This is a genomic window from bacterium (assembly GCA_030654305.1).
GTDB lineage: Bacteria > Krumholzibacteriota > Krumholzibacteriia > LZORAL124-64-63 > LZORAL124-64-63 > PNOJ01.
In genome coordinates this window covers 1-23,357 of sequence record JAURXS010000180.1, presented here as the reverse complement: position 1 = coordinate 23,357, position 23,357 = coordinate 1, and the positions used below count along the sequence as shown (strand labels likewise).

19 protein-coding genes, 2 tRNA genes and 1 pseudogene are annotated in these 23,357 nt (G+C 70.6%); 5 read left to right on the top strand and 17 right to left on the bottom strand.

The window, feature by feature from the left end:
- Positions 1-990, top strand: a 990-nt coding sequence (locus Q7W29_04840; protein MDO9171141.1) for a M3 family metallopeptidase, incomplete at its 5' end; no start/stop codon positions are given.
- A gap of 77 nt (positions 991-1,067) precedes the next feature.
- On the opposite strand, the gene Q7W29_04835 is transcribed toward Q7W29_04840, so the two are convergent.
- The 16 genes and pseudogenes from Q7W29_04835 to Q7W29_04760 form a co-directional block, all read right to left on the bottom strand.
- Positions 1,068-1,143, bottom strand: a tRNA-Lys gene (locus tag Q7W29_04835).
- An 85-nt stretch (positions 1,144-1,228) separates the two neighbouring features.
- On the bottom strand, positions 1,229-2,533 hold the full coding sequence (locus tag Q7W29_04830; GenBank protein MDO9171140.1) for an adenylosuccinate synthase: 1,305 nt from the start codon (positions 2,531-2,533) through the stop codon (positions 1,229-1,231).
- Positions 2,534-2,639: 106 nt separating this feature from the next.
- Positions 2,640-3,047 carry a hypothetical protein gene (locus tag Q7W29_04825; protein MDO9171139.1) on the bottom strand — a complete coding sequence of 136 codons (408 nt, stop codon included), beginning with the start codon at positions 3,045-3,047 and terminating at the stop codon, positions 2,640-2,642.
- A gap of 46 nt (positions 3,048-3,093) precedes the next feature.
- Positions 3,094-3,753, bottom strand: coding sequence for a ribosome biogenesis GTP-binding protein YihA/YsxC (gene yihA, locus Q7W29_04820; GenBank protein MDO9171138.1), 660 nt, complete (start codon positions 3,751-3,753; stop codon positions 3,094-3,096).
- A gap of 21 nt (positions 3,754-3,774) precedes the next feature.
- Positions 3,775-6,186: an endopeptidase La gene (gene lon / locus Q7W29_04815; protein MDO9171137.1), complete on the bottom strand. Its 2,412-nt coding sequence runs from the start codon at positions 6,184-6,186 to the stop codon at positions 3,775-3,777.
- Positions 6,187-6,321: 135 nt separating this feature from the next.
- Positions 6,322-7,509: pseudogene (clpX, locus tag Q7W29_04810) on the bottom strand (ATP-dependent Clp protease ATP-binding subunit ClpX).
- 67 nt (positions 7,510-7,576) lie between these two features.
- Positions 7,577-8,173: an ATP-dependent Clp endopeptidase proteolytic subunit ClpP gene (clpP, locus tag Q7W29_04805; GenBank protein ID MDO9171136.1), complete on the bottom strand. Its 597-nt coding sequence runs from the start codon at positions 8,171-8,173 to the stop codon at positions 7,577-7,579.
- 48 nt (positions 8,174-8,221) lie between these two features.
- On the bottom strand, positions 8,222-9,523 hold the full coding sequence (gene tig, locus Q7W29_04800; GenBank protein MDO9171135.1) for a trigger factor: 1,302 nt from the start codon (positions 9,521-9,523) through the stop codon (positions 8,222-8,224).
- A gap of 56 nt (positions 9,524-9,579) precedes the next feature.
- A tRNA-Leu gene (locus tag Q7W29_04795) sits at positions 9,580-9,662 on the bottom strand.
- 142 nt (positions 9,663-9,804) lie between these two features.
- Complete coding sequence (locus Q7W29_04790; protein MDO9171134.1) at positions 9,805-11,175, bottom strand: sigma-54 dependent transcriptional regulator; 1,371 nt, start codon at positions 11,173-11,175, stop codon at positions 9,805-9,807.
- Between the two features lie 297 nt (positions 11,176-11,472).
- Complete coding sequence (locus tag Q7W29_04785; protein ID MDO9171133.1) at positions 11,473-12,774, bottom strand: acetyl-CoA hydrolase/transferase C-terminal domain-containing protein; 1,302 nt, start codon at positions 12,772-12,774, stop codon at positions 11,473-11,475.
- Between the two features lie 5 nt (positions 12,775-12,779).
- A complete protein-coding gene (locus Q7W29_04780) occupies positions 12,780-13,901 on the bottom strand; it encodes an alanine dehydrogenase (GenBank protein ID MDO9171132.1) in 1,122 nt (373 codons plus the stop codon).
- A 72-nt stretch (positions 13,902-13,973) separates the two neighbouring features.
- Entirely contained in the window at positions 13,974-15,389 is a 1,416-nt protein-coding gene (locus Q7W29_04775; GenBank protein MDO9171131.1) for a 2-oxoacid:acceptor oxidoreductase family protein, read from the bottom strand.
- A complete protein-coding gene (locus tag Q7W29_04770; GenBank protein ID MDO9171130.1) occupies positions 15,386-16,447 on the bottom strand; it encodes a 3-methyl-2-oxobutanoate dehydrogenase subunit VorB in 1,062 nt (353 codons plus the stop codon). Before Q7W29_04770 ends, Q7W29_04775 begins: the two co-directional genes overlap by 4 nt.
- 23 nt (positions 16,448-16,470) lie before the next feature.
- The gene (locus Q7W29_04765) at positions 16,471-16,701 is read right to left on the bottom strand and encodes a ferredoxin family protein (GenBank protein ID MDO9171129.1); all 231 of its coding nucleotides are present in this window, start codon (positions 16,699-16,701) and stop codon (positions 16,471-16,473) included.
- A 176-nt stretch (positions 16,702-16,877) separates the two neighbouring features.
- A complete protein-coding gene (locus tag Q7W29_04760) occupies positions 16,878-17,663 on the bottom strand; it encodes an enoyl-CoA hydratase-related protein (protein ID MDO9171128.1) in 786 nt (261 codons plus the stop codon).
- 197 nt (positions 17,664-17,860) lie between these two features.
- Between Q7W29_04760 and Q7W29_04755 the strand changes: the two genes are divergently transcribed.
- The 3 genes from Q7W29_04755 to Q7W29_04745 are packed head-to-tail and all read left to right on the top strand — an operon-like array spanning position 17,861 to position 21,505.
- Positions 17,861-19,411 carry an acyl-CoA carboxylase subunit beta gene (locus Q7W29_04755; protein ID MDO9171127.1) on the top strand — a complete coding sequence of 517 codons (1,551 nt, stop codon included), beginning with the start codon at positions 17,861-17,863 and terminating at the stop codon, positions 19,409-19,411.
- Positions 19,412-19,419: 8 nt separating this feature from the next.
- The gene (locus Q7W29_04750; GenBank protein ID MDO9171126.1) at positions 19,420-20,949 is read left to right on the top strand and encodes an acetyl-CoA carboxylase biotin carboxylase subunit; all 1,530 of its coding nucleotides are present in this window, start codon (positions 19,420-19,422) and stop codon (positions 20,947-20,949) included.
- A gap of 16 nt (positions 20,950-20,965) precedes the next feature.
- Entirely contained in the window at positions 20,966-21,505 is a 540-nt protein-coding gene (locus tag Q7W29_04745) for a biotin/lipoyl-containing protein (protein MDO9171125.1), read from the top strand.
- On the opposite strand, the gene Q7W29_04740 is transcribed toward Q7W29_04745, so the two are convergent.
- Positions 21,502-22,632 carry an aminopeptidase gene (locus Q7W29_04740; protein MDO9171124.1) on the bottom strand — a complete coding sequence of 377 codons (1,131 nt, stop codon included), beginning with the start codon at positions 22,630-22,632 and terminating at the stop codon, positions 21,502-21,504. The genes Q7W29_04745 and Q7W29_04740 overlap by 4 nt on opposite strands.
- 126 nt (positions 22,633-22,758) lie before the next feature.
- Here Q7W29_04740 and mce point away from each other — a divergent pair, with 126 nt between their 5' ends.
- A complete protein-coding gene (gene mce / locus Q7W29_04735) occupies positions 22,759-23,208 on the top strand; it encodes a methylmalonyl-CoA epimerase (protein MDO9171123.1) in 450 nt (149 codons plus the stop codon).
- Positions 23,209-23,357: the final 149 nt, after the last annotated feature.

The window sequence follows — 23,357 nt, the reverse complement described above, 5'->3', positions numbered from 1 at the left end:
ACCATGCACCGGTACGTGGACCTGCGCCGCAAGGTCATGGGCATCGAGGGGCCGCTCACCTTCCCGAACCTCTACAACCCCATGCTCGAGGACGTCGAGGTCAGCTACACCTACGAGCAGGGACGCGACCTGATCCTGAAGGGGCTCGCCCCCATGGGCAAGGAGTACGTCGGCCTGCTGGCCAAGGGCACCGACCCCGCCAACGGCTGGATCGACATCTTCCCGAACCAGGCCAAGCGCACCGGCGCCTACAGCACCGGCATCGTCGCCCGCGACATCCACCCCTTCGTGCTGCACAACTTCGACAACACGCTCGACGCGGTGTTCACGACGGCCCACGAGTACGGCCACGCGCTGCACTCCTACTATTCCAGCAAGTACCAGCCACCCGTGTACTCCGACTACACGACCTTCCTGGCCGAGGTCGCCTCGACCTGCAACGAGGAAGTGCTGCTGAGCTACATGCTGAAGCAGGAGAAGGACCCCGAGCGCATCTTGATGCTGCTGAACGAGCGGCTCGAGAAGATCCGCCTGACCATCTTCCGCCAGACCCTCTTCGCCGAGTTCGAGCTGCGCTACCACGAGTACGCCGAGGGCGACGAGACGCTGACCGCCGACTACCTCAACGGCCTGTACAAGGAGCTGATCCAGAAGTACTACGGCCCCAACTACGAGATGGGCCCGAACGACGAGGTGGAGTGGGCCTTCATCCCCCACTTCAACTACAACTTCTACGTCTTCTCCTACGCGACCGGCCTGACCAGCGGCATCTCCCTGGCCCAGCAGATCATGGCCAAGGGCGAGCCCGCCGCCACGCGCTACATCGACGGCATGCTCAAGGGCGGCTCCAGCGCCCCCCCGCTGACGCTGCTGAAGAACGCGGGCGTGGACCTCGAGACCTCGGCGCCGATCCTGACGATGCTCGATCTCTTCGAGAAGACCATCGCCGACTTCGACGCCCTCTGGACCAAGACCTACGCCCAGAAGTAGGCCGGTCGTCCGGGACGTGAACAGCAGGGGCCCCGCCGACGGCGGGGCCCCTGTTCTTTCGGCGCGGACGCGCGGGTTGGTAGGCCGCCCTGGACTCGAACCAGGTACCACCTGATTAAAAGTCAGGTGCTCTGCCAGATGAGCTAGCGGCCCGTCGGGAGACGGGAGGACGGCCCGGGGACCGTCCTGCCCGGAAGATAGCGGAACCCGTCTGGGGTGTCAAAGCGCACGGCCGCGGTCAGACGTTCACGCCGCCGGGCGTCCAGATCATCTCCTCGCGCTCGCGGCCGACAGAGATCCCCACCACGGGCGTCGCCAGCTCGCGCTCCAGGAACTCCAGGTAGCCGCGGGCGGCGGCGGGCAGGTCCGCCAGCGCGCGGCACGCCCCGAGGGGCTGCGCCCAGCCGGGGAACGCGCGGTAGACGGGCTTGCAGCGCGCCAGCAGGTCGCCCTGCGCCGGGAAGCGGTCCATCGTGCCGCCGTCGACGGCGTAGCCCGTTGCGACCTTGATCTCAGGCAGGGTGTCCAGGACGTCGAGCTTGGTGATGATCACGCCGGTCATGCCGTTGAACTCCGCGGTGAAGCGGCCGGCCGGCAGGTCGAACCAGCCGCAGCGCCGGGCGCGCCCGGTGGTGGCGCCGAACTCCCCCCCCAGCAGGCGCAGCGCGTCCCCCTCCTCGGCCAGCAGCTCGCTGGGGAAGGGGCCGTTGCCCACGCGGGTGCAGTAGGCCTTGTAGACGCCGAGGATCTCGCCGAGGCAGCGCGGCGGCAGGCCGGTGCCCGTGAGCGCGCCCCCGATCGAAGGGTTGCTCGAGGTCACGAAGGGGTAGGTGCCGTGGTCCAGGTCCAGCAGGGCGCCCTGGGCGCCCTCGAACAGCGCGGTCTCGCGGCCGAGCCGCACGCCGGCCAGCGCCTCGTGCCCGTCGACGATCATCGGGGCGAAGCTGCGCGCCAGCACCACCAGCTCCTGGGCGATGTTGGCGGCCGACAGGGGTTCGGCCTCGTACAGCGCCGCCAGCGCCTCGTTGGCCTCAAGGATCTTCTCGATCGCCCGCCGCTCGAGGTTCTCCTTCGGCAGCAGCAGGTCCCCCATGCGCAGGCCCTGACGCGTCGCCTTGTCCACGTAGGCCGGCCCGATGCCGCGACCCGTGGTGCCGATGCTGCGGCGCTTGCGCCGGCTCTCCAGGCACTCGTCGATGCGGCGGTGGTAGGGCATGAGCAGGTGGGCCGCCGCGGAGATGAACAGGCGCCCGCGCACCTTCACGCCGCGCTCCTCCAGCTCGATGATCTCGTCGCGCAGGGCCCAGGGGTCCACCACCATGCCGTTGCCCAGGTAGCCGCGAACGCCCTCGCTGAGCAGTCCGGAGGGGACCAGGTGCAGGACGATCTTCTCGCCCCCCCTGACGATGGTGTGGCCGGCGTTGGCACCGCCCTGGTAGCGCAGGACCCAGTCGACGCCGCGTCCCAGGGCGTCGACGATCTTGCCCTTGCCCTCGTCGCCCCACTGGCCGCCGATGATCACGCGGTTGCCCGCCGCTCGCACGTCCAAGTCGTCCGTCCTCGCCCGGGCCGGCGATGCGTGCCGGACCCGCAAAAAAAAACGGGCCTCGAGGTTCGAGACCGTCGTTGTGGCCTAGGTCGTCCCCGGCCTAGCGGCCGTTGAACATGGCCTTCAGCTGGCCCCAGGTCTTCTCGTCGAGGATGCTGGCCGAGCAGTCCTCGTCGCCGGGATTGCTGGATTCCTCAGTCACGCCGCCGTCGATCTGCCCGTTGCCGTCGATGTCGCCCACCTCGGCGCCGTTGGTGCAGCCGTCGCCGTCGGAGTCCTGGACGGCCAGCGCGTTGTCCCACACGGAGCCGCCGTCGCGGAACGCCGCGCCGAAGGGGTTCAGGGCCGCGGTGGCGCTCGTGGGCGCCGCCACGGTGTGGCAGTTCAGGCAGGAGAAGCGCGCGTTGAGCGGAAGCCGATCCATCAGCGTCTCGGTCGCCGAAGCGGCCGCGACGTTCAGGATCACCAGCGCGACAACGATGGAGCCGATCGGTAGCCTGCGCTCCATGAGCCTCCCCTCTGGTCCTAATGATAGCACCCGACCGTTCAGCCTGTCAACGCGCCGGCCGGCCGGCGGTTCCCCCGTCCACCGGCTCACCCTCGTCCGCCGGCTCACCCACGTCCGCCGGCTCACCCCCGTCGGCCAGGACGGACTCGAACCAGGCCAGGATCTCGTCCCGCCCCAGCCCCCCGGCCGCCGAGGTCGGGAGGAACGGGGTCGCGGGGTCGAGTTCCAGGGTCGCCGCGATCTCGCGGAACCTCTCCGGCAGCTTGGTCTTGCCCAGCTTGTCGATCTTGGTCACCGCGATCGCGAACGGCACCCCCGCCTCGCGCAACCAGGCCGTCATGCGCCGGTCCTCCTCGGTGGGGCGGTGCCGGACGTCCAGCAGCTGCAGGACGGCCAGGGGCCGGTCCCCGGCGAACAGGTAGGCCCGCATCAGGCGCAGCCATTCCTCCCGGAGGTCCTTGCCGACCCGGGCGAAACCGTAGCCCGGCAGGTCCACCAGGTAGTAGGTGTCTTCGACCAGGAAATAGTTCAATAAACGGGTTTTTCCGGGTTTGCCGCTGATCTTGGCCATGGCCTTGCGGGCCAGGACGTGGTTGATCAGGGAGGATTTCCCGCAGTTGCTGCGCCCGACGAAGGCGAATTCCGGCAGGACGCGCTCGGGGCGCAGGGCCAGGTTGGGGGCGCTGGTGACGAATTCCACGCGCACGTCGCGCCCCCCGGTTGCGGGTCAGTGAGAGGCGCCGGGCGCGGTCTTGCCCGCGGCCGTCTTGCGCGCTTCGCGGCAGGACTCCCCCTGCCGCCCGCCGACCAGGGCCAGGTCCAGGACCTCGTCCATGGTCTCGACCAGGTGCACCTGGAGCTGGCGCCGGATCGTCTGGGGCAGCTCGAGGTACTCCTTCTCGTTGTCCTTGGGGATGATCAGGACCCGGCAGCCGGCGCGCATCGCCGCGACGGCCTTCTCGGGCAGGCCCCCGATCGCCAGCACCTTGCCGCGCAGGGTGATCTCCCCGGTCATCGCCACGTCCTTGCGCACGGGGATCTCGCGCAGCAGCGAGACGATGGCCGTGGCCATGGCGATGCCGGCGCTGGGGCCGTCCTTGGGCACCGCGCCCTCGGGCACGTGGATGTGCAGGTCGTTCTTCTGCATGAAGGTCGCCGGCAGCTTGCCGCAGCGGGTGCGGGCGAAGCTGAGCGCCGTCTCGGCCGACTCCTTCATGACCTCCTTGAGGTTGCCGGTGAGCTTCAGCTTGCCGGCGCCGGTCATGTGGGCCGCCTCGATCGGCAGGATCTCGCCGCCGACGACGGTCCAGGCCAGGCCCGTGACCACGCCGATCTCGGGCTCGCCCTCCACGACCTGCCGGCGGTAGCGGGGCGTGCCGAGCGTCTTCTGCAGCGAGGTGGGCGTCACCCGGGCCGGGAAGCGCCCCCGCTCCGCCTTGAACTTGGCCGATTTGCGGCAGATCGAGGCGATCTCGCGCTCGAGCTGGCGCACGCCGGCCTCGCGGGTGTAACCGTCGATGATCACCGACAGCGCCCGCGGGCTGAAGCCGCCCTTCCAGCTCTTGACGCCGTTGCGCTGCATCTGCCGCGGCACCAGGAAGTCGCGCGCGATGGCCAGCTTCTCGTGGTCGAGGTAGCCGGGCAGGCGGATGATCTCCATGCGGTCCTCGAGCGCCGCCGGGATGGAGTGGAGCGAGTTGGCGGTCGTGATGAACATGACCTCCGAGAGGTCGAAGTCCACCTCCAGGAAGTGGTCGCTGAAGTGCGTGTTCTGCTCGGGGTCGAGCACCTCGAGCAGGGCCGACGAGGGGTCGCCGCGGAAGTCGGCGCCCATCTTGTCGATCTCGTCCAGCAGGAAGACCGGGTTCTTGGTGCCGGCCTTGCGCAGCGACTCGATGATGCGGCCGGGCTTGCTGCCGATGTAGGTGCGCCGGTGCCCGCGGATCTCGGCCTCGTCGCGCACGCCGCCCAGGGAGATGCGCACGAAGCGGCGGTTCATGGCCTCGGCGATGCTGCGCCCCAGGCTCGTCTTGCCGACGCCCGGCGGGCCCACCAGGCAGAGGATCGAGCCGTGCAGCTTCTTGGTCAGCTTGAGCACGGCCAGGTACTCGATGATGCGGTCCTTGACCTTCTCCAGGCCGTAGTGGTCGGCGTCCAGCTGCTTGCGCACCAGGCGGGTGTCGAGGCGGTCGCGGGAGCGCTTCTTCCAGGGCAGCTCCAGCAGGGTGTCGAGGTAGTTGCGCACCACGGCGGCCTCGGGCGACATCCCGGGCATCTTCGCCAGCCGTCCGATCTCGCGCTCGGCCGTCTCGCGCACCTCCGGGGGCAGGTCGCCCGCCTCGAGGCGTTCGACGTACTCCTCGACCTCGCTGTCCTCGTCGGCGCCGTAGCCGAGCTCCTTGCGGATGGCCCGCAGCTGCTCGTTCAGGTAGAACTCGCGCTGGTTCTTCTGGACCTGGCTCTGCACCTCGGTGTCGATGCGCTGCTCGATCTGCAGGATCTCCAGCTCGTCGGCCAGGATCTGGTTGACGCGGCGCATGCGGTCGACCAGGCCCGGCTCCTCCAGCAGCTCCTGCTTCAGGGGCACCTTGCCCACGATGTAGGCGCTGATGGAGTCGGTCATGCGGGCGATCTCCCCCATGTTCAGCACCGACAGCAGCACCTCGTCGGGCAGGCGCTTGTTCAGCCGCACGTACTCCTTGAAGCGCTCCTTGATGGAGCGGCTGAGGGCCTCGACCTCCGGTCCGTCGTCGCGGCTCTCGGGGATCACCTCGACCGTCACCTCGCCGAACTCCTCGCCGTCGCTGAAGCCGGTGATGCGCACGCGGGCCTCGCCCTCGACCAGGATCTTGAGCGTGTCGTCGGGCGTGCGGATGATCTGCAGGATCTTGATGACCGTGCCCACGGCGTAGAGGTCGTCCTGGACGGGGTCCTCGACCTCGGGCTCGTGCTGGGCCGCCACGCAGATGTACTTGTCGCGCATCATGGCGGCTTCCAGGGCCGCGACCGAGCGCGGCCGGCCCACCAGCAGCGGCGTGATCATGTAGGGGAACACCACGACGTCGCGCAGGGGCAGCAGCGGCAGGCGCTCCGGCAGGACGGGCGGCGTGGCGGCGGGTTCGACTTCGCGTCGCTTCATGTCTCTCCTGGCGGCGGGTGCGGGACGCGGCGGGGGGCGCCGGCGGCGCGCGGCCGTCGTCGCCGCCCCTCGGGTCGGCTCGGTGGTCGGTCAGGCGCCCTTGGCGTCGGCGTCCGCGTCGTGGCCCAGGATCTCGGCCTCGGCCGCCCCCTCGACGACCTCGCGCGAAATCACCACCTGGCGGACGTTGTCCATGGTCGGGACGTTGTACATGACGTCGCGCATGACCGCCTCCATGATGGAGCGCAGGCCGCGGGCGCCGGTCTTGCGGGTGATGGCGCGGTCGGCGATGGCCTCGATGGCGTCGTCGGTGACCACCAGCTCCACGTCCTCCATGGACAGCAGCTTCTGGTACTGCTTGACCAGGGCGTTGCGCGGTTCGCGCAGGATGCGGATCATCGCCTCGCGGTCGAGATCCTGCAGGGAGGTCACCACCGGCAGGCGGCCGACCAGCTCGGGGATGAGGCCGTACTTGACGAGATCCTCGGGCTCGACCTTGGCCAGGGTCTCGTCGTCGGTGATCTTGCGGCCGCGGGTCTCGGCGCGCTCGAAGCCGAGCACGTTCTGGCCGATGCGCCGCTTGACGATGTCGGAGAGGCCCTGGAAGGCGCCGCCGCAGACGAACAGGATGTTGCGCGTGTTGATCTCGATGTACTTCTGCTGCGGGTGCTTGCGGCCGCCCTGCGGCGGCACGTTGGCCACGGTGCCTTCGAGGATCTTCAGCAGCGCCTGCTGGACGCCCTCGCCGGAGACGTCGCGGGTGATCGACGGGTTGCTGCTCTTGCGCGTGATCTTGTCGATCTCGTCGATGTAGATGATGCCCTGCTCGGCGGCCTGGGCGTTGTAGTCCGCCGCCTGCAGCAGCCGCACCAGGATGTTCTCCACGTCCTCGCCCACGTAGCCGGCCTCGGTCAGCGTGGTGGCGTCGGCAATGGCGAAGGGCACGTTGAGGAAGCGGGCCAGCGTCTGCGCCAGCAGCGTCTTGCCGGTGCCCGTGTTGCCGATCAGCAGGATGTTGCTCTTGTCGACCTCGACGTCGTCGCCGATGCGGCGCTGGTTGATGCGCTTGTAGTGGTTGTAGACCGCCACGGCGAGGCTGATCTTGGCGTCGTCCTGGCGGATGACGTACTCGTCGAGGTGCGCCTTGATGTCGTGGGGCTTGGCGTGCGTCTGCGCCGTCTCCGGCGCGTCGTCGAGCAGCTCGCCCTCGAGGATGTCGTTGCAGAGCTTGATGCACTCGCTGCAGATGTAGACGTTGGCCGGGCCGGCGACGAGCTTCGCCACCTCGTCCTGGCCGCGGGCGCAGAACGAGCACTTGATCATCTGCGGCGAACCGGTCTGTCGACGCTTCATGGTGCCTCCTGCGCGCGGGTCACGCGGCCGTCGGTCCTCAGTCCTTGACGATCTCGGCGCGCTTCTCGATCACCTTGTCGACCAGGCCGTAGGCGCGGGCCTCGCCGGCCGACATGAAGAAGTCGCGGTCGCTGTCGCGGGTGATCCGCTCGACGGTCTGCCCGGTGTGCTTCGACATCAGGCCGTACAGGAGGTCCTTCATGTAGAGGATCTCCTTCGCGTAGATCTCGATCATGCTGGCCTGGCCCTGGCTGCCGCCCAGGGGCTGGTGGATCATCATGCGCGAGTTGACCAGCGCGGAGCGCTTGCCTGCGGCGCCGGCGGCCAGCAGCACGGCGCCCATGCTGGCGGCCTGCCCCATGCAGATCGTGGCCACATCGTTGGAAATGTACTGCATCGTGTCGTAGATCGCCAAACCGGCGGAGATGCTGCCGCCGGGGCTGTTGACGTACAGGAAGATGTCGCGCTCGGGATCCTCCGCCTGCAGGAACAGCAACTGGGCGATGATCACGTTGGCGACGTTGTCGTCGATCGCCGTGCCCAGGAAGATGATCCGGTCCTTGAGCAAGCGCGAGTAGATGTCGTACGAGCGCTCGCCCTGGCTGGTCTGTTCGACGACGTAGGGGATCAGCATCTCGTTGCCTCCGTATGGGTTCCGTCCACGCCGGCCGCGGCGGCCGGTTCAGTCCTGGTGATACGCGGCCCGCGCGCGCAGGAAGTCGAACGCCTTCTGCTCCGCGAGGTCCTGCGCGATCCGCTCGTCCTCGTGGTGCTGCTTCACGTAGGCGAGGTAGTCCTCGGCGGGGAAGCCGTTCTCGGCGGCGACGGCGGCGATCCGCGCCTCCACCTCCGCCGGCGTCACCGCGATCTCCTCCTGGCGGCGGACCGCCTCCAGGACCAGCATCGCCTTCAGCGAGCGCTCCGCCCAGACGCGGCCGGACTCGCGGTAGCGCTGCTCGTCCTGCTCGGTGACCGGGCGCCCGAGGTACGCGCTGCGCTGCTTCATCTCGTTCACGCCGGCGGCGAGGTACTCCTCGACCAGGCTCGGCGGCGGCTCGACCGGGTTGCGCTCGAGCAGCAGGTCGACGATCCGCTCGCGCTCCAGCTGCTCGACCCGCCGCGTCTCCTCGGCCAGCAGCTCGTCGCGCAGGGAGAGGCGCAGCTCGAGCAGGGTCTGGCCCTCCTTCATCGCGGCGGCGAAGGCGTCGTCGAGCTCGGGCAGGTTGCGGGCCTGGACTTCCTTGACCGTCACCAGGTAGCCGACCGTCCGCCCGCGCACGCGCTCGTTGCCGTAGTCCGCGGGGTAGGTCACCGTCACGCGGCGCTCGTCCCCGGCCACGGCACCGGTCAGCGCGGCGTCGAACTCCGCGAAGTTGCCCTCGGCGCCCAGCTCGAACATGTAGTCGCGGACCGGGCCGGCGGGGTCCGGCTCCCCGTCCTGCGCCTGCGGGACGATGTCGGCCTTCAGGCGGTCGCCGGCGGCGGCGGCCCGCTCGGCGCGCTCCCAGACGGCGCGCCCCTCGCGCAGGCCCGCGAGGGCCTCGTCCACGGCGCCGTCGGCCAGCTCGGCCGCGGTCCTGGCCAGGGGCAGGTCCAGGTAGTCGCGGGCGACGACGTCGGGCCGCACCTCGACGCTCAGCTCCAGGTGGACCGGGCCCTGCTCTTCGAGCTTGAGGTCGGTGAGCTCGGGGTCGTTGACCGGCACCAGCTTGTGCTCCAGGACCGCGGCCCGGTAGGCCTGCGGCAGCACCTGCTCGACGGTCTCCATGCGCACCTCGCCGCCGAGGTCCTTCTCGACCATGGCCAGGGGCACCTTGCCCTTGCGGAAGCCGGGGCGGGCGTGGCCGCGACGGGCGACACCCAGGTTGCGGGCGTACTCGCCGTCGAACCAGGCCCGGTCGATCTCCACGCCGATGACGCGTTTCCAGCTCTCGGGGGACTGGACCGAGAGGGTGAACGGGCTCGGGGCGGTGTCGGTGGTCATGTCGGTCGTCCTTACGGTCATGGTGCGGGGCCGCCGCGAGCGCGGCCGCGCGCAACTGGTGCGAGAGGGGGGACTCGAACCCCCACGGTTTCCCACAGGAACCTAAATCCTGCGCGTCTGCCAGTTCCGCCACTCTCGCCAGAACCAGGTACGACAAGCCGCAGCCGGATCGCCGCCCGCAGAGCCGTCGAACCGGGAATTGGAAGCTATTGCAGGATCGGGGCCAATATAGCCCGGCCCCGGGAGGGGGTCAAGGCATCCCGGCGACACGGCCCCGCGCCCTACTTGATCTTCCGGTAGATCGTGCGCGAGGCGATGCCCAGGATCCTGGCCGCCGTCTCCTTGTCGCCGCCGGTGGTGGCCAGGGTCGCCCGGATCAGCTCCATCTCCGCGTCGTGCAACGAGGTGCCGACCGGGAAGCTCACCGTCTCGGTGACCCGCTTGCCGGCGCGGACGGCCTGGGGCAGCACGTCCACGTCGATCAGGCCGTCCTTGGTCAGCACCACCGCCCGCTCGACGCAGTTCTCCAGTTCGCGGACGTTGCCCGGCCAGGCGTAGCGCTGCAGGGAGTCCAGGGCCGCCCGGGTGAACCCGTCCACCTTCTTGCCGTTCTTCTCGCACGCGATCTTCAGGAAGAACCCCGCGAGCAGGACCACGTCCCCGGTCCGGGCGCGCAGCGGGGGCAGCTCGATGTTGATGACGTTCAGGCGGTAGTAGAGGTCCTCGCGGAACATGCCGCGCGCGACCAGACCCTCGAGGTCGGCGTTGGTCGCGGCGACCAGGCGCACGTCCACCTCGATCGGGTCGTTGCTGCCGAGGCGCTCGAAGGTCGCGTCCTGCAGCACGCGCAGCAGCTTGATCTGGACGGACATCGGCAGCTCCCCGACCTCGTCCAGGAACAGGGTGCCGCCGTGCGCCGCCTCGAAGCGGCCCCGCCGCCGGCCGGTGGCGCCGGTGAAGGCCCCCTTCTCGTAGCCGAAGAGCTCCGACTCGAGCAGGGTCTCGGGGATGGCCGCGCAGCTGACCTTGATCAGGGGACGCCCGGCGCGGTCGCTCCAGCGGTGCAGGGCGCTCGCGACGATCTCCTTGCCGGTGCCGCTCTCGCCGGTGAGCAGGACCGTGGCCTTGCTCGGCGCCACCTGGCGCACGGTCTCCAGGACCCGCCGCATGACCTCGCTCTGCCCCACGATGTCGCCGCTGCCGGACCCCTCGGTGAGCATGCGCCGCAGCTCGCGGTTCTCGGCGATGAGCTGCTGCTTCTCCAACGCCTTGCGGACGACGTTCAGGGTGAGCGAGGCCGAGAACGGCTTCTCGATGAAGTCGTAGGCGCCCATCTTCATGGCCTCGACCGCGGTCTCGATGGTGCCGTGCCCGGTGACGATGACGACCTCGGTGGCCGGCGCGATGATCTTGACCGCCTTGAGCAGGTCGACCCCGTTGAGCCGGGGCATCATCAGGTCGGTCAGCACCAGCGGCACCGGCTCCTGGCGCAGGATCTCCAGCGCCTCCTCCCCGTTGCCGGCGGTCAGCGTGCGGTAGCCGTTGCGCCCCAGCAGGCGGCCGAGCGCCTGGCAGAGCTCGGGCTCGTCGTCCACGACCAGGATGGTGGCCAGCTCCGGCGAACCGGGCGCGTGCGCTGCGGGATCGATCACGGCATTCCTCCGGGCCGGGGGCGGTGCGGGTGGCTGGACAGTTTGTCACCGAATGGACATAATGTCAAGTATCGGGGACGATGTGTCGCCTCCCAGGCCGCTGTTCGACTCGGGTCCACACATCCTGTGGTGACAGGGGTGTCCTGCAGGCCCTGAAGCCAGGATGGCGGAAGGGCCGGAAGGCCAAGCGAGTCGGGCACACGAAGTGCCCGACGAGCGCCCCCTGTCACCACAGGATGTGTGGATCCGAGTCGCATCACGGCATGGACAAGGACGATATCGCGGTCAGTGCTAGCGTTACGAAGAGAAGATGCGCGAAAAGATCCCGCACTCGCGCGCGGACCGCTCCAGCCCCTCCCGGAACTCCGGCGCGGCGATGGCGATCAGGGCCCGCGCCCGCTCGGCCAGATCGCGGCCGTGCAGGTGGGCGACCCCGTGCTCGGTCACCACGTGGTGGACGTCGGCCCGCGTGGTGACCACGCCCGCCCCCTCGCTCAGCACCGGGACGATGCGCGACACGGTGCCGCCGCGGGCGGTCGCCGGCAGGGCCGTGATGGGCTTGCCGCCGCGGCTCATGGCGGCGCCGCGCATGAAGTCGACCTGGCCGCCGAAGCCGGAGTAGATCTGCGTGCCGCGCGAGTCGGCGCAGACCTGGCCGGTGAGGTCGATCTGCAGGGCGGAGTTGATGGCGACCATGCGGTCGTTGCGCGCGATGTTGAAGGGGTTGTTGACGTAGTCGGTCGGGTGCAGCTCGATCAGCGCGTTGTCGTGGACGTGGTCGTACAGGCGGCGGGTGCCGAGCACGAAGCCCGCGACGACCTTGCCGGGGTGGAAGGTCTTGCGCTCGCCGGTGACGATGCCGCCGTCGATGAGGTCGAGCAGCCCGTCGGAGAACATCTCGGAATGGACGCCCAGGTCCCGCTTGCCCCGCAGGCAGTGCAGCACCGCCGCCGACAGGCCGCCGATGCCCATCTGCAGGCAGTCGCCGTCCTCGACCAGCCCCGCCACGTGGCTGCCGATGCTCTCCTGCACGGCGTCCATCGGGATCGTCGCGAACACGTCGAGCGGCCGGTCCACCTCGACGCAGAGCTCGAGCTTCGAGACGTGGATGAAGCTGTCGCCGAGGGTGCGCGGCATCTGGCGGTTCACCTCGGCCACGATGCGGCCGGCGGCCAGGGCGGCGGGCTTGGTGATGCCCACCTCGATGCCGAAGCTGCAGAAGCCGTGCTCGTCGGGCGGCGAGACCTGCACCAGGGCGACGTCGGGCCGGTGGCTGCCCCGCAGCAGGTCGGGCACCTCGTGCAGGTGCACGGGGATGTAGCCGGCGCGGCCGCAGTTGACGGCCTCGCGCACGTTGGGCCCCACGAACATGGCCGTGCAGCGGAAGCTCTCCTGCATGCCTGGCTGCGCGTAGCTGGCCTCCCCCGCCGTCAGGATGTGCAGGATCTCGACGTCGCGCAGTTCGCCCGCGCGGGCCACCAGCGCCGCGACCAGCGAGTGCGGCACGGCGCAGCCGGCGCCCAGGTAGACGCGCTGCCCCGAGGCGATCGCAGCCACGGCGGCGGCGGCGTCGGTCCGCCGTTGCCGGTACAGTTCCATCCAGCTCACGATGCCCCTCCGGTCCGGCGGCCCTCGACGGGCAGCCCGTGCGCCTCGGCCACGCGCGGGTCGACGACCCGGCCGCCGATCAGGCCGACGCCCCGCGCCAGCGCGGGGTCCGCGGTCATGGCCGCCTCCAGGCCGCCGGCGGCGATGAGCGCCACGGTGCCCAGCAGCGCGTTGCCGAGGGCGTAGGTCGCGGTGCGCGCCACGAGGCTGGGCGTGTTGGGGGCGCAGAAGTGGGTCACGCCGTCCACGACGTAGACGGGGTCGCTCAGGCGCGTGGGCCGGCTCGCGGCGAAGCAGCCGCCCTGGTCGATGGCCAGGTCGATCACGACGCTGCCGTCGCGGACCCGGTCCTCGAGCTGGCGGTCGACCAGCACCGGGGCGCGGCCGCCGGGCGAGCGCACGGCGCCGACGACCACGTCGGCGAAGCGCAGCACCTTGGCCAGCGTGTACTCGTTGGCGGGGTAGGTGGTGACCCGGCCCTCGAAGCGCCAGTGCAGGTCGTGCAGCAGGTCCAGGTCGACGTCGAGCAGGGTCACGCGGGCCCCGCAGCCCAGCAGCGCGCGCGCGGCGTTGCGCCCCGCGATGCCGCCGCCGAGCACGACCGCCTCCGCCGGCGGCACCCCGGCCAGGCCGCCCAGCAGGATCCCGCTCCCCCCGTGGTCGGACTGCAGGTAGCGGGCGGCGAGCTGCGGCACGATGCGCCCGGCGATGCGCGACATGCTGGCCAGCACGGGCGCCGAACCGTCGTCGCGCGAGATGGCCGCGGTGTCGACCGCGCTGCAGCCGCCGCGGCGCAGCGCGCCGAGCAGGGCCGGTTCGCAGGCGGGGAGCATCAGGAAGCCCAGGAGGGTCTGGCCCTCGGTCAGCCAGGCCGCCTCGGCCGCCGTGGGCGCCTGCACCTTCACCAGCAGGCCGGCGCGCCGGTACACCTCTTCGGTGTCGCCGGCGATGCGGGCGCCGACCTTGCGGTAGTCCTCGTCGCTGAAGCCGCTGCCGACGCCGGCGTTGCGCTCCACCAGCACGTCGTGGCCCTGGCGCGCCAGGGTCAGGACCGCCGCCGGCGCCAGGCCGACGCGCTTCTCGTCCGGGGCCAGTTCCCGGGGCACGCCGATGATCATCGCTCCGCCTTTCGCGACGACGCCGCCCCCGCGGGGCCGGGGGCGGCGTCGGAGATCCGCCCGTGGCGCCGGTCAGACCGCGTCGCGCACGTGCTCGTAGCCGCGGCGCAGCGCGGCCAGGTTCAGGTCGACCAGGTCCTTCTTCTTCACGGTCTCCCGCAGGGACTGCTCGACGAAGGCCAACGGGAAGGCGCCGGTCGCGGCGCAGATCGCGCCGAGCAGCACCACGTTGGCCACCTTCGGCGTGCCGACCTCGTCGGCGATCCCGGTGGCCGGGATCCGCACCACGCGGCGGCCGGGCAGCTCGGGGCAGTTCTCCACGACGGAGGTGTCCACGATGATGGTGCCGCCCTCGACGACCTCGCCGGTGAAGGCCTCGAGCGAGGGCTGGTTCATCACGACCAGCAGGTTGGGCCGGTCGACCAGCGGGCTGCCGATGCGCCGCTCGGACAGGTTGACCGAGCAGTTGGCGGTGCCGCCGCGCATCTCGGGCCCGTAGGACGGGATCCAGCTGGCGTGCAGGCCCGCGCGCATGCCGACCTGGGCCAGGAACAGGCCCAGGGTCAGGACGCCCTGGCCGCCGAAGCCGGCGAACTTGCAGTGCAGCTCGGCGGGCAGGGGCAGCTTCTCCGCCTTGGCCTCGGCCTCGCCGGCGCCGAGGTAGGCATCGCGCTTCGCGGGCTCGAAGGTCTCCACGTGGCGGTGCCAGGCCCCCTCGCGGTGGTCGGACTCGTCCTTGAAGACGCCCAGCGGGAAGACCTTGGTCATCTCCTCGACGAGCCAGTCGCGGGCGTCGGGGCCGTCCATCTTCCAGCCGGTGGGGCAGGTCGACAGGATCTCCACGAAGCTGTAGCCGCGGTTCTCGACCTGGTTGGTCAGGGCTTTGCGGATGGCCTTGCGGGCCTTCATGATGTGCTTCGAGTCGCCGATCGCCACGCGTTCGACGTAGGTCGCCGCCGGCAGCGTGGCGATGATCTCGGCCATGCGGATCGGGTTGCCGTGCACGGTCTCGATGCGGCCGCGGGGCGTGGTGGCCGTCTTCTGACCGATCATCGTGGTCGGCGCCATCTGGCCGCCGGTCATGCCGTAGATCGCGTTGTTGACGAAGAAGACGGTGATGTTCTCGCCGCGGTTGGCGGCGTGCAGGGTCTCGGCGGTGCCGATGGCCGCCAGGTCGCCGTCGCCCTGGTAGGAGATGACGATCGCCTCGGGGTTGGCCCGCTTGATGCCGGTGGCCACCGCCGGCGCGCGGCCGTGGGCGGCCTGCATGTGCCCGCAGTCGAAGTAGTAGTAGCCGAACACCGAGCAGCCCACCGGGGAGATGAACACCGTGCGCTCGTTGATGCCCAGGTCGACCATGGCCTCGGCGATCATCTTGTGGATGTTGCCGTGCCCGCAGCCGGGGCAGTAGTGGGTGGTCTCCTTGTGCGGGCCGCTCTTGCGGACGAACTCGGGATAGAAGGCGACGGGCTTCTCGGTGATCTTCACGACCGGCCTCCTTCCAGGATCTTGCCGTACTCGGCCAGGAGTTCCTCGGAACCCGGCACCATGCCGCCGCAGCGGCCGTAGAAGTGGACCGGCGCGCGGCCCTCGACGGCCAGCCGCACGTCCTCGACCATCTGGCCGGTGCTCAGCTCCGCCGACAGGAAACGCACGTCGCGCCGCGAGAGCTCGGCGATCCGGTCGCTGGGGAACGGCCACAGCGTGATCGGCCGCAGCAGGCCGACCTTCAAGCCCTGCGCGCGGGCCTGGTCCACGGTGGAGTAGACGATGCGCGAGACGATGCCGAAGGCGACGACGATCAGGTCGGCGTCCTCGACCTGGTACTCCTCGAAGCGCACTTCGTCCCGCGCGATCCGCCGGTACTTCTCGTCGAGCTTGAGGTTGTGGCGCTCCAGATCCGCGGACTCGAGGTAGATCGAGCTGATGAGGTTGCGGTGGGTGGCCGCGTCGCCGCGCACGCACCAGGACGTGTGGTCGAAGGGCACCGGCCGGGCCAGGGGCACGTTCACCGGCTCCATCATCTGGCCGGTGAAGCCGTCGGCCAGGATGCAGACCGGGTTGCGGTAGGTGTCGGCGAGGTCGAAGGCCAGGACCGTCAGGTCGCACATCTCCTGGGCGCAGTTGGGCGCCAGGGCGATCAGGCGGTAGTTGCCGTGGCCGCCGCCCTTGGTGACCTGGAAGTAGTCGGCCTGCTCCGGGGCGATGTTGCCCAGACCGGGCCCGCCACGTGAGACGTTGACCACGACGCACGGCAGTTCGGCGCCGGCGATGTAGCTCAGGCCCTCCTGCTTCAGCGAGAAGCCGGGGCTCGACGAGGCGGTCATGGTGCGGATGCCCATGCCCGCGGTGCCGTAGACCATGTTGATGGCGGCGACTTCGCTCTCGGCCTGGATGAAGGTGCCGCCCAGGGCCGGAAAGTGCAGGGAAGCCGCGTGCGCGATCTCGCTGGCGGGGGTGATCGGGTAGCCGTAGTAGGCCCGGCACCCGGCCTGCAGGGCGCCGACGACGATCGCGTCGTTCCCCTTCATGAACTTCCTGGACATCGTCTGCCTCCCGAGGGTGGGGGTCAGGGCTTGACGACCTTGATCGCCGCCGGTTCGGGGCACGCGTAGAAGCACAGGGCGCAACCGGTGCAGTCCCGTCCCAGGTAGTAAGCCGGATGGTAGCTGGAGCCGTTCAGCTTCTCGCTGATGTCGATGACGCCCTTGGGGCAGACGCCGATGCAGAGCTTGCAGCCCTTGCACAGTTCGGCGTCGATCTCGATGAAGGGAGCTGTCGCCTGGACGGAGTCGTTCATCTTCGCCTCCTCGAAGGGACAGGGGTGCCGGACGCCCGTAACATAGTCAACGGGCCGGGGATGCGGAAGAATTGTTTGCCGCTTGGCAGGGGGGCGCGGGGGTCCGGGCGGAGGTCCGGGCGGAGGTCCAGGTGGAGGTTCGAGGGACCGGGTCCGCAGACCCGGTCCCTCGCCGTTCAGCGGTCCTTGAAGGTGGGCTTGCGCTTCTCCAGGAAGGCCCGGCAGCCCTCGCGCGCGTCGTCGAGGGACCCGACGACCCCGAAGAGCGCCGACTCGAGCCGGCAGCCCTCGTCCAGGCCCATGTTGGCCCCCTCGCCCACCGCCTTCAGGGCGTAGCGGACGGTCGCGGCCGAGCGCCCCGCGATCGACGCGGCGGCGGCGCGGGCCGCCTTCATCAGGTCGTCGCCCGGCACAACGCGGTTGACCAGGCCGATGCGCACGGCCTCCTCGGCGTCGATCATCCCGCCCGAGAGGATCATCTCCATGGCCTGCCCCCGCCCCACCAGGCGCGGCAGGCGCTGCGTGCCGCCGTAGCCGGGGATCAGGCCGAGCGTGATCTCGGGCAGCCCGAGCTTGGCGTTGCTGGCCGCGTAGCGGAAGGTGCAGCACAGGGCGAGCTCGCAGCCGCCGCCCAAGGCGAAGCCGTTGACCGCCGCGATCACGGGCTTGCCGAGGTGCTCGAGGCTCCACATCAGGGACTGGCCGCGCTCGGACAGGCGCTCCAGCTCCGGCCCCGTGGCGGCCGCCAGCTCACCGATGTCGGCGCCGGCGACGAAGGCCTTCGGACCCGCGCCGGTCAGGATCACGACGCGCACCCGGTCGTCCCGCCGCAGCTCGCCGAAGCAGGCCCGCAGCTCCTCGATCACCTGCGCGTTCAGCGCGTTCATCTTCTCGGGCCGGTTCACCGTCACGACGGCCACGCCGGCGTCGTCGATCTCGAGCAGTAGGGTCTCGTAGGACATCATCGTCTCCCGGGTTGCGCCGGCCGTCCGCCGGCGGGTCGTGGGCGGATGATAGCAGACGGGGCCCGGCTCCCCAACGCCGGGTTCGCGGGGGGCGCCGGCGACCATCTTCAGGGTTTCGCAGGTTGACCGCAATGGCGGTCCTGCTGTACGCTGCCGCGTCGGTCCAGAATGCCAACTCCAGCGGGGGACGCGCCATGCCCGAGAGTTCCGCCGACCGGTTGAGGCAGCTGCGGGAGCTCCGCGCGCAGGCGCAGCTCGGCGGCGGCCAGGACAAGATCGACCGCATCCACGCCAAGGGCCGGCTGACCGCGCGCGAGCGCGTCCACCTGCTGCTGGACGAGGGGTCGTTCCTGGAGACCGGGGTCTTCGTCACCCACCGCGAGCCCTCGCTGGCCGACCAGCTGCCGGTCGGCGACGGCATGATCACCGGCTCGGGACGCATCGACGGCCGCCAGGTCTACGTGTTCGCGCAGGACTTCACCGTCTTCGGCGGCTCGATGAGCGAGTCCAACGCGCTGAAGGTCTGCCGGCTGATGGACCAGGCGCTGGAGAACGGCTGCCCGGTGATCGGCCTGAACGACTCCGGCGGGGCGCGGATCCAGGAGGGCGTCAAGTCGCTGGCCGGCTACGCGGAGATCTTCTGGCGCAACACCATGGCCTCGGGCGTGGTGCCGCAGATCTCGGCCATCATGGGCCCCTGCGCCGGCGGCGCGGTCTACTCGCCGGCGATCACCGACTTCACCCTGATGGTGGACAAGACCAGCTACATGTTCGTCACCGGGCCCAACGTCATCAAGATGGTGACCAACGAGGACGTGACCAGCGAGGAGCTGGGCGGCGCCGCCACCCACACCTCGCGCAGCGGCGTGGCCCACCTGATGGCCGCCAGCGACCAGGACTGCCTGCTGATGACGCGCCGGCTGCTGGGCTTCCTGCCCCAGAACAACCTCGAGGAGCCGCCGCGCCGCGCGCCCGCCGACCTGCCCGGCCGCCGCGAGGAGCGCCTCGACGCGCTGGTGCCGGACGACCCGCGCAAGCCCTACGACATGCACGAGGTGATCGGGCTGGTGGTCGACGACGGCGATTTCCTGGAGATCCAGCCGCGCTACGCGGCGAACATCATCTGCGGCTTCGCGCGCCTGGACGGCCTGCCGGTCGGCGTGGTCGCCAACCAGCCGAAGGTCCAGGCCGGCGTCCTGGACATCGACGCCTCGCTGAAGGCCGCCCGCTTCATCCGCACCTGCGACTGCTTCAACGTGCCCCTGGTGACCTTCGAAGACGTGCCCGGCTTCCTGCCCGGCACCGACCAGGAGTTCGGCGGCATCATCAAGCACGGCGCCAAGCTGCTGTACGCCTACTGCGAGGCCACGGTGCCCAAGCTCACCGTCATCACGCGCAAGGCCTACGGCGGCGCCTACGACGTGATGAGCAGCAAGCACATCCGCGCCGACTGGAACGTGGCCTGGCCGGCCGCCGAGCTGGCCGTGATGGGCCCCGAGGGCGCGGTCAACGTCCTGCACCGCGAGCGGCTGGCCCGCAGCGAGGACCCCGACGCGCTGCGGCGGGAGCTGGTCGAGGAGTACGAGCGGCGCTTCGCGAACCCCTACATCGCGGCGGGGCTGGGCTACCTCGACGACGTGATCGAGCCGCGGGACACGCGCCCGCAGCTGATCGCGGCGCTGCACACCCTGCGCAACAAGAAGCAGCTGCTCCCCCCCAAGAAGCACGGGAACATCCCGCTGTAGGAGGCGCCGTGGGCCGCACGACGATCACCAAGGTCCTGGTGGCCAACCGCGGCGAGATCGCCGTGCGGGTCATCCAGGGCCTGCGCGAGATGGGGATCCGCGCGGTGGCCGTCCACTCCGACGCCGACCGCACGGCCCTGCACGTGATGACCGCCGACGAGTCCTACCCCATCGGCCCGGCGCCCGCGTCCGCGAGCTACCTGCGGGGCGACAAGCTGATCGAGACCGCGCTGGCCTGCGGCGCCGACGCCGTCCATCCCGGCTACGGGTTCCTGTCCGAGAACGCCGCCTTCGCCCGGGCCTGCGGCGAGGCGGGGCTGATCTTCATCGGGCCGCGGCCCGAGACGATCGAGCTGATGGGCAACAAGCTGGCGGCCCGCCGGCGGATGATCGACAGCGGCGTGCCGGTGATCCCCGGCACCGAGACCGCGCTGCGCGACCCCGCGGCCGCGGCCGCGGCCGCCCGCGCGATCGGCTACCCGGTACTGCTGAAGGCGGCGGCCGGCGGCGGCGGCAAGGGCATGCGCGTGGTGCGAGAGGAGGCGGACCTCGCGGCCGCCCTGCGCCGCACCATGGGCGAGGCCGGCAGCGCCTTCGGCGACGACGCCGTCTTCCTGGAACGCTACGTGGAGGAGCCCAAGCACATCGAGGTGCAGGTGCTGGGCGACGGCCGCGGCGGCGCCGTCCACCTCTTCGAGCGCGAGTGCTCGGTGCAGCGCCGCCACCAGAAGGTCATCGAGGAGTCGCCCTCGCCGAGCCTGACCCCGGAGCTGCGCGAGCGCATCTGCGAGGCGGCGGTGCGCACGGCGGCCGCGGTCGACTACCTCGGGGCGGGCACCGTGGAGTTCATCCTGTCGCCGCAGCGGGAGTTCTTCTTCCTGGAGATGAACACCCGCCTGCAGGTGGAGCACCCGGTCACCGAGATGGTGACCGGCACCGACCTGGTGCGCGCCCAGATCCGCATCGCCCGCGGCCAGGGCCTCCCCTACCGCCAGGAGGACCTGCGCCAGCGCGGCTGGGCGATCGAGTTCCGCATCTACGCCGAGGACCCGGCCCGCAACTTCATGCCCGCCATCGGGCGCATCAGCTCGCACGTGACCCCCACGGGGCCCGGCGTGCGCGTCGACAGCGGGATCTACGAGGGGTTCGACGTGCCCGTCCACTACGACCCGCTGCTGGCGAAGCTGGTGGTCTGGGGCGAGGACCGCGCCCAGGCGATCGCCCGCGGCCGGCGCGCCCTGCAGGAGTTCACGCTGCACGGGCCCGGCCACAACATCCCGTTCCACCTGTGGGCGCTGGAGCGGCCGAAGTTCCTGGACGGCACCTACACCACGAACTTCATCGACGAGCGCTTCGACCCCGCCGAGTTCCAGGACCCGCTGCCGCAGGACGACCGCACCGCGCTGCTGACCGCGGCCGCGCTGTACGAGGCGCGGCGGCGCGAGCTGGCGGGCCCGGCGGCGGGCGGCGCCGACGCGGACGCGGACGCCGGCAACTGGCGCCGCAGCGCGCTGCGGGCCATGACCAACCATCGCTAGGGGTGCGGCCGTGTGGATGAAGAAGCGCTACGTCCTGAGGCACGGCGGCGAGCAGTTCACCGCCGTGGTCGCGCGCGACGCCGACGGCCGCCTCGCGGTGCAGATCGACGACGGCGAGCTGCGCGAGGTCGACGCCTGCTTCGTCCAGAACGGGCGCGCGTTGAGCCTGCGCGTCGACGGCCGCATGCACCTGATCGACATCTCGCCGCGCGGCGGGCGCGACGGGCACGGCGCGCTGGAGGCCACCGTCAACGGGCGCTACCTCGAGCTGACGGTGATGGACGAGCTGCACGCGCTGGCGCTGGCCGCGGTGGCCGAGGTCGCCGGCAGCGGCACGGTCCGCGCCGAGATCCCCGGCCTGGTCGTGGCGCTGCAGGCGGAGGTCGGCCGACGGGTCGCCCCGGGCGAGCCGCTGCTGGTGCTGGAAGCCATGAAGATGCAGAACGAGATCGCGGCGCCCGTGGCCGGCACCGTCGCCGAGGTGGCGGTGCGCGTCGGCCAGTCGGTCAACGCCGGCGACGTGCTGCTGGTGATCGAACCGGAAGTGAGCGGCTAGGCGCCCGCCGCGACCAGGTTCTCCGGATTCAGCCCCGCCAGCTCCGGCAGGACGAAGCGCCCGTCGCGGCGCACCGTGACGCCGTCGAAGAGGATCTCCCCGCCCCCCCACTGCGGCGTCTGGATGCAGACGAGGTCCCAGTGCACGGCGCTGCGGTTGCCGTTGTCGGTGGCCGGGTAGGCCTGGCCGGGCGTCAGGTGGAACGAGCCGCCGATCTTCTCGTCGAACAGCGTGTCGAGCAGGGGCGCCGTGATGTGGGGGTTGACGCCCAGGGCGAACTCGCCGAAGTGGCGGGCGCCCTCGTCGGTGTCCAGGATCTCGTTGAGCTTCGCGACGTCGCCGTCGCACGCCGCCTCGACGATCTTCCCGGCGCGGCAGACGAAGCGCACGTTGCGGAACAGCGTGCCGCTGCGCATGGTCGCGGTGTTGTAGGCGATCGTGCCTTCGACCGAGTCGCGCACCGGGCAGGAGTAGACCTCGCCGTCGGGCACGTTGCGGTGGCCGTCGCACTTGACCGCCCCGATCCCCTTGATGCTGAAGCGCAGGTCGGTGCCCGGGCCGCGGATCTCCACGCGGTCGGTGCGGCACAGCAGGTCGTGCAGCGGGTCCATGGCGGCCGACATGCGGGCGTAGTCCAGGCCGCAGACGCGGAAGTAGAAGTCCTCGAAGGCCTCGGTCGGCTGCTCGGCCGCGATGGCCATGCTCGGGTTGGGGTAGCGCAGCACGACCCACTTCTTCTCGTTCACGCGGACCGAGTGCACCTCGTCCCAGTAGGCCTGCGCGTACCAGCGGGCCCGGTCGCGGTCCACGTCCTTGTGGTCGAAGGGGTTGCTGCTGCCGCGGACCGCGATGTAGCAGTCGGCGTCCTGCATGATGCGCTTGTGGAAGGCCGCCCAGCGCTCGAACTGCGCCTGCGAGGCGCGGCTCACGAAGGGCCGCGAGACGTCCTCGTCGTTGTAGTACCAGAACGGGACGCCGCCCGCCTCGGTGGCGGCGCGGATGATCTCGCGCCCGAGGTCGAGGGTCTCGATCCCCTTCAGCTCGACGTAGACGACCTCCCCGGGCTGGACCCGGACGCTGTAGCGGACGAGCTGCTCGGCGAGCCTGGCGTGGCGCGGATCCTTCATGGTCCCTCCCGGAACGGGTGTGAAACAACGATAGCGTTTCACGGTCCCGCCGTCGAGCCGGAATCCCGGTTTACAGACCGGTGCCGGTGGCTATCTTGGTGCCGGACACCCGCCAGGGAGGCAGGCATGGAACAGCGCGAATTCGCCCCGCCCGCCGGCATGGCCGGCCGCGTCGACCACCTCGGCATCGCCGTCACGGACCTCGAGGCGGGGATCCGGCTCTACGCCGGCCTGCTGGGCCTCGAACTGGTCGCCGTGGAGGAGGTGCCCCGCGAGAAGCTGAAGGTCGCCCTGCTGAAGCTGGACCGCGACGGCGGCCCCGGCTGCGTCGAGCTGCTGCAGCCGCTCGACCCCGACAGCAACGTCGGCCGTTTCCTGGAGAAGAAGGGGCCCGGCCTGCACCACGTCGCGTTCGCGGCGCAGGACATGGACGCGGCCCTGGCCGCCTGCCGCGCGGCCGGCCTGCGCCTGCTCAACGAGGAACCCCTGCCCGGCGCCCACGGCAAGCAGGTGGTCTTCCTGCACCCCAAGGACACGGGCGGGGTGCTCATCGAGATTTGTAGTCGGCTCCCTTGAGAAACATGTGCTTCCCATCGTGACAGGGGACGCGCTCCGGGCACCTCCTGTGCCCGGAGCGCTTGGCTTCCGGCCTCCTGCGCCCTCCTGGCGCAGGAGGCCTCCAGACACCCCTGTCACGATGGGAAGCACATGTTTCTCAAGGGAGC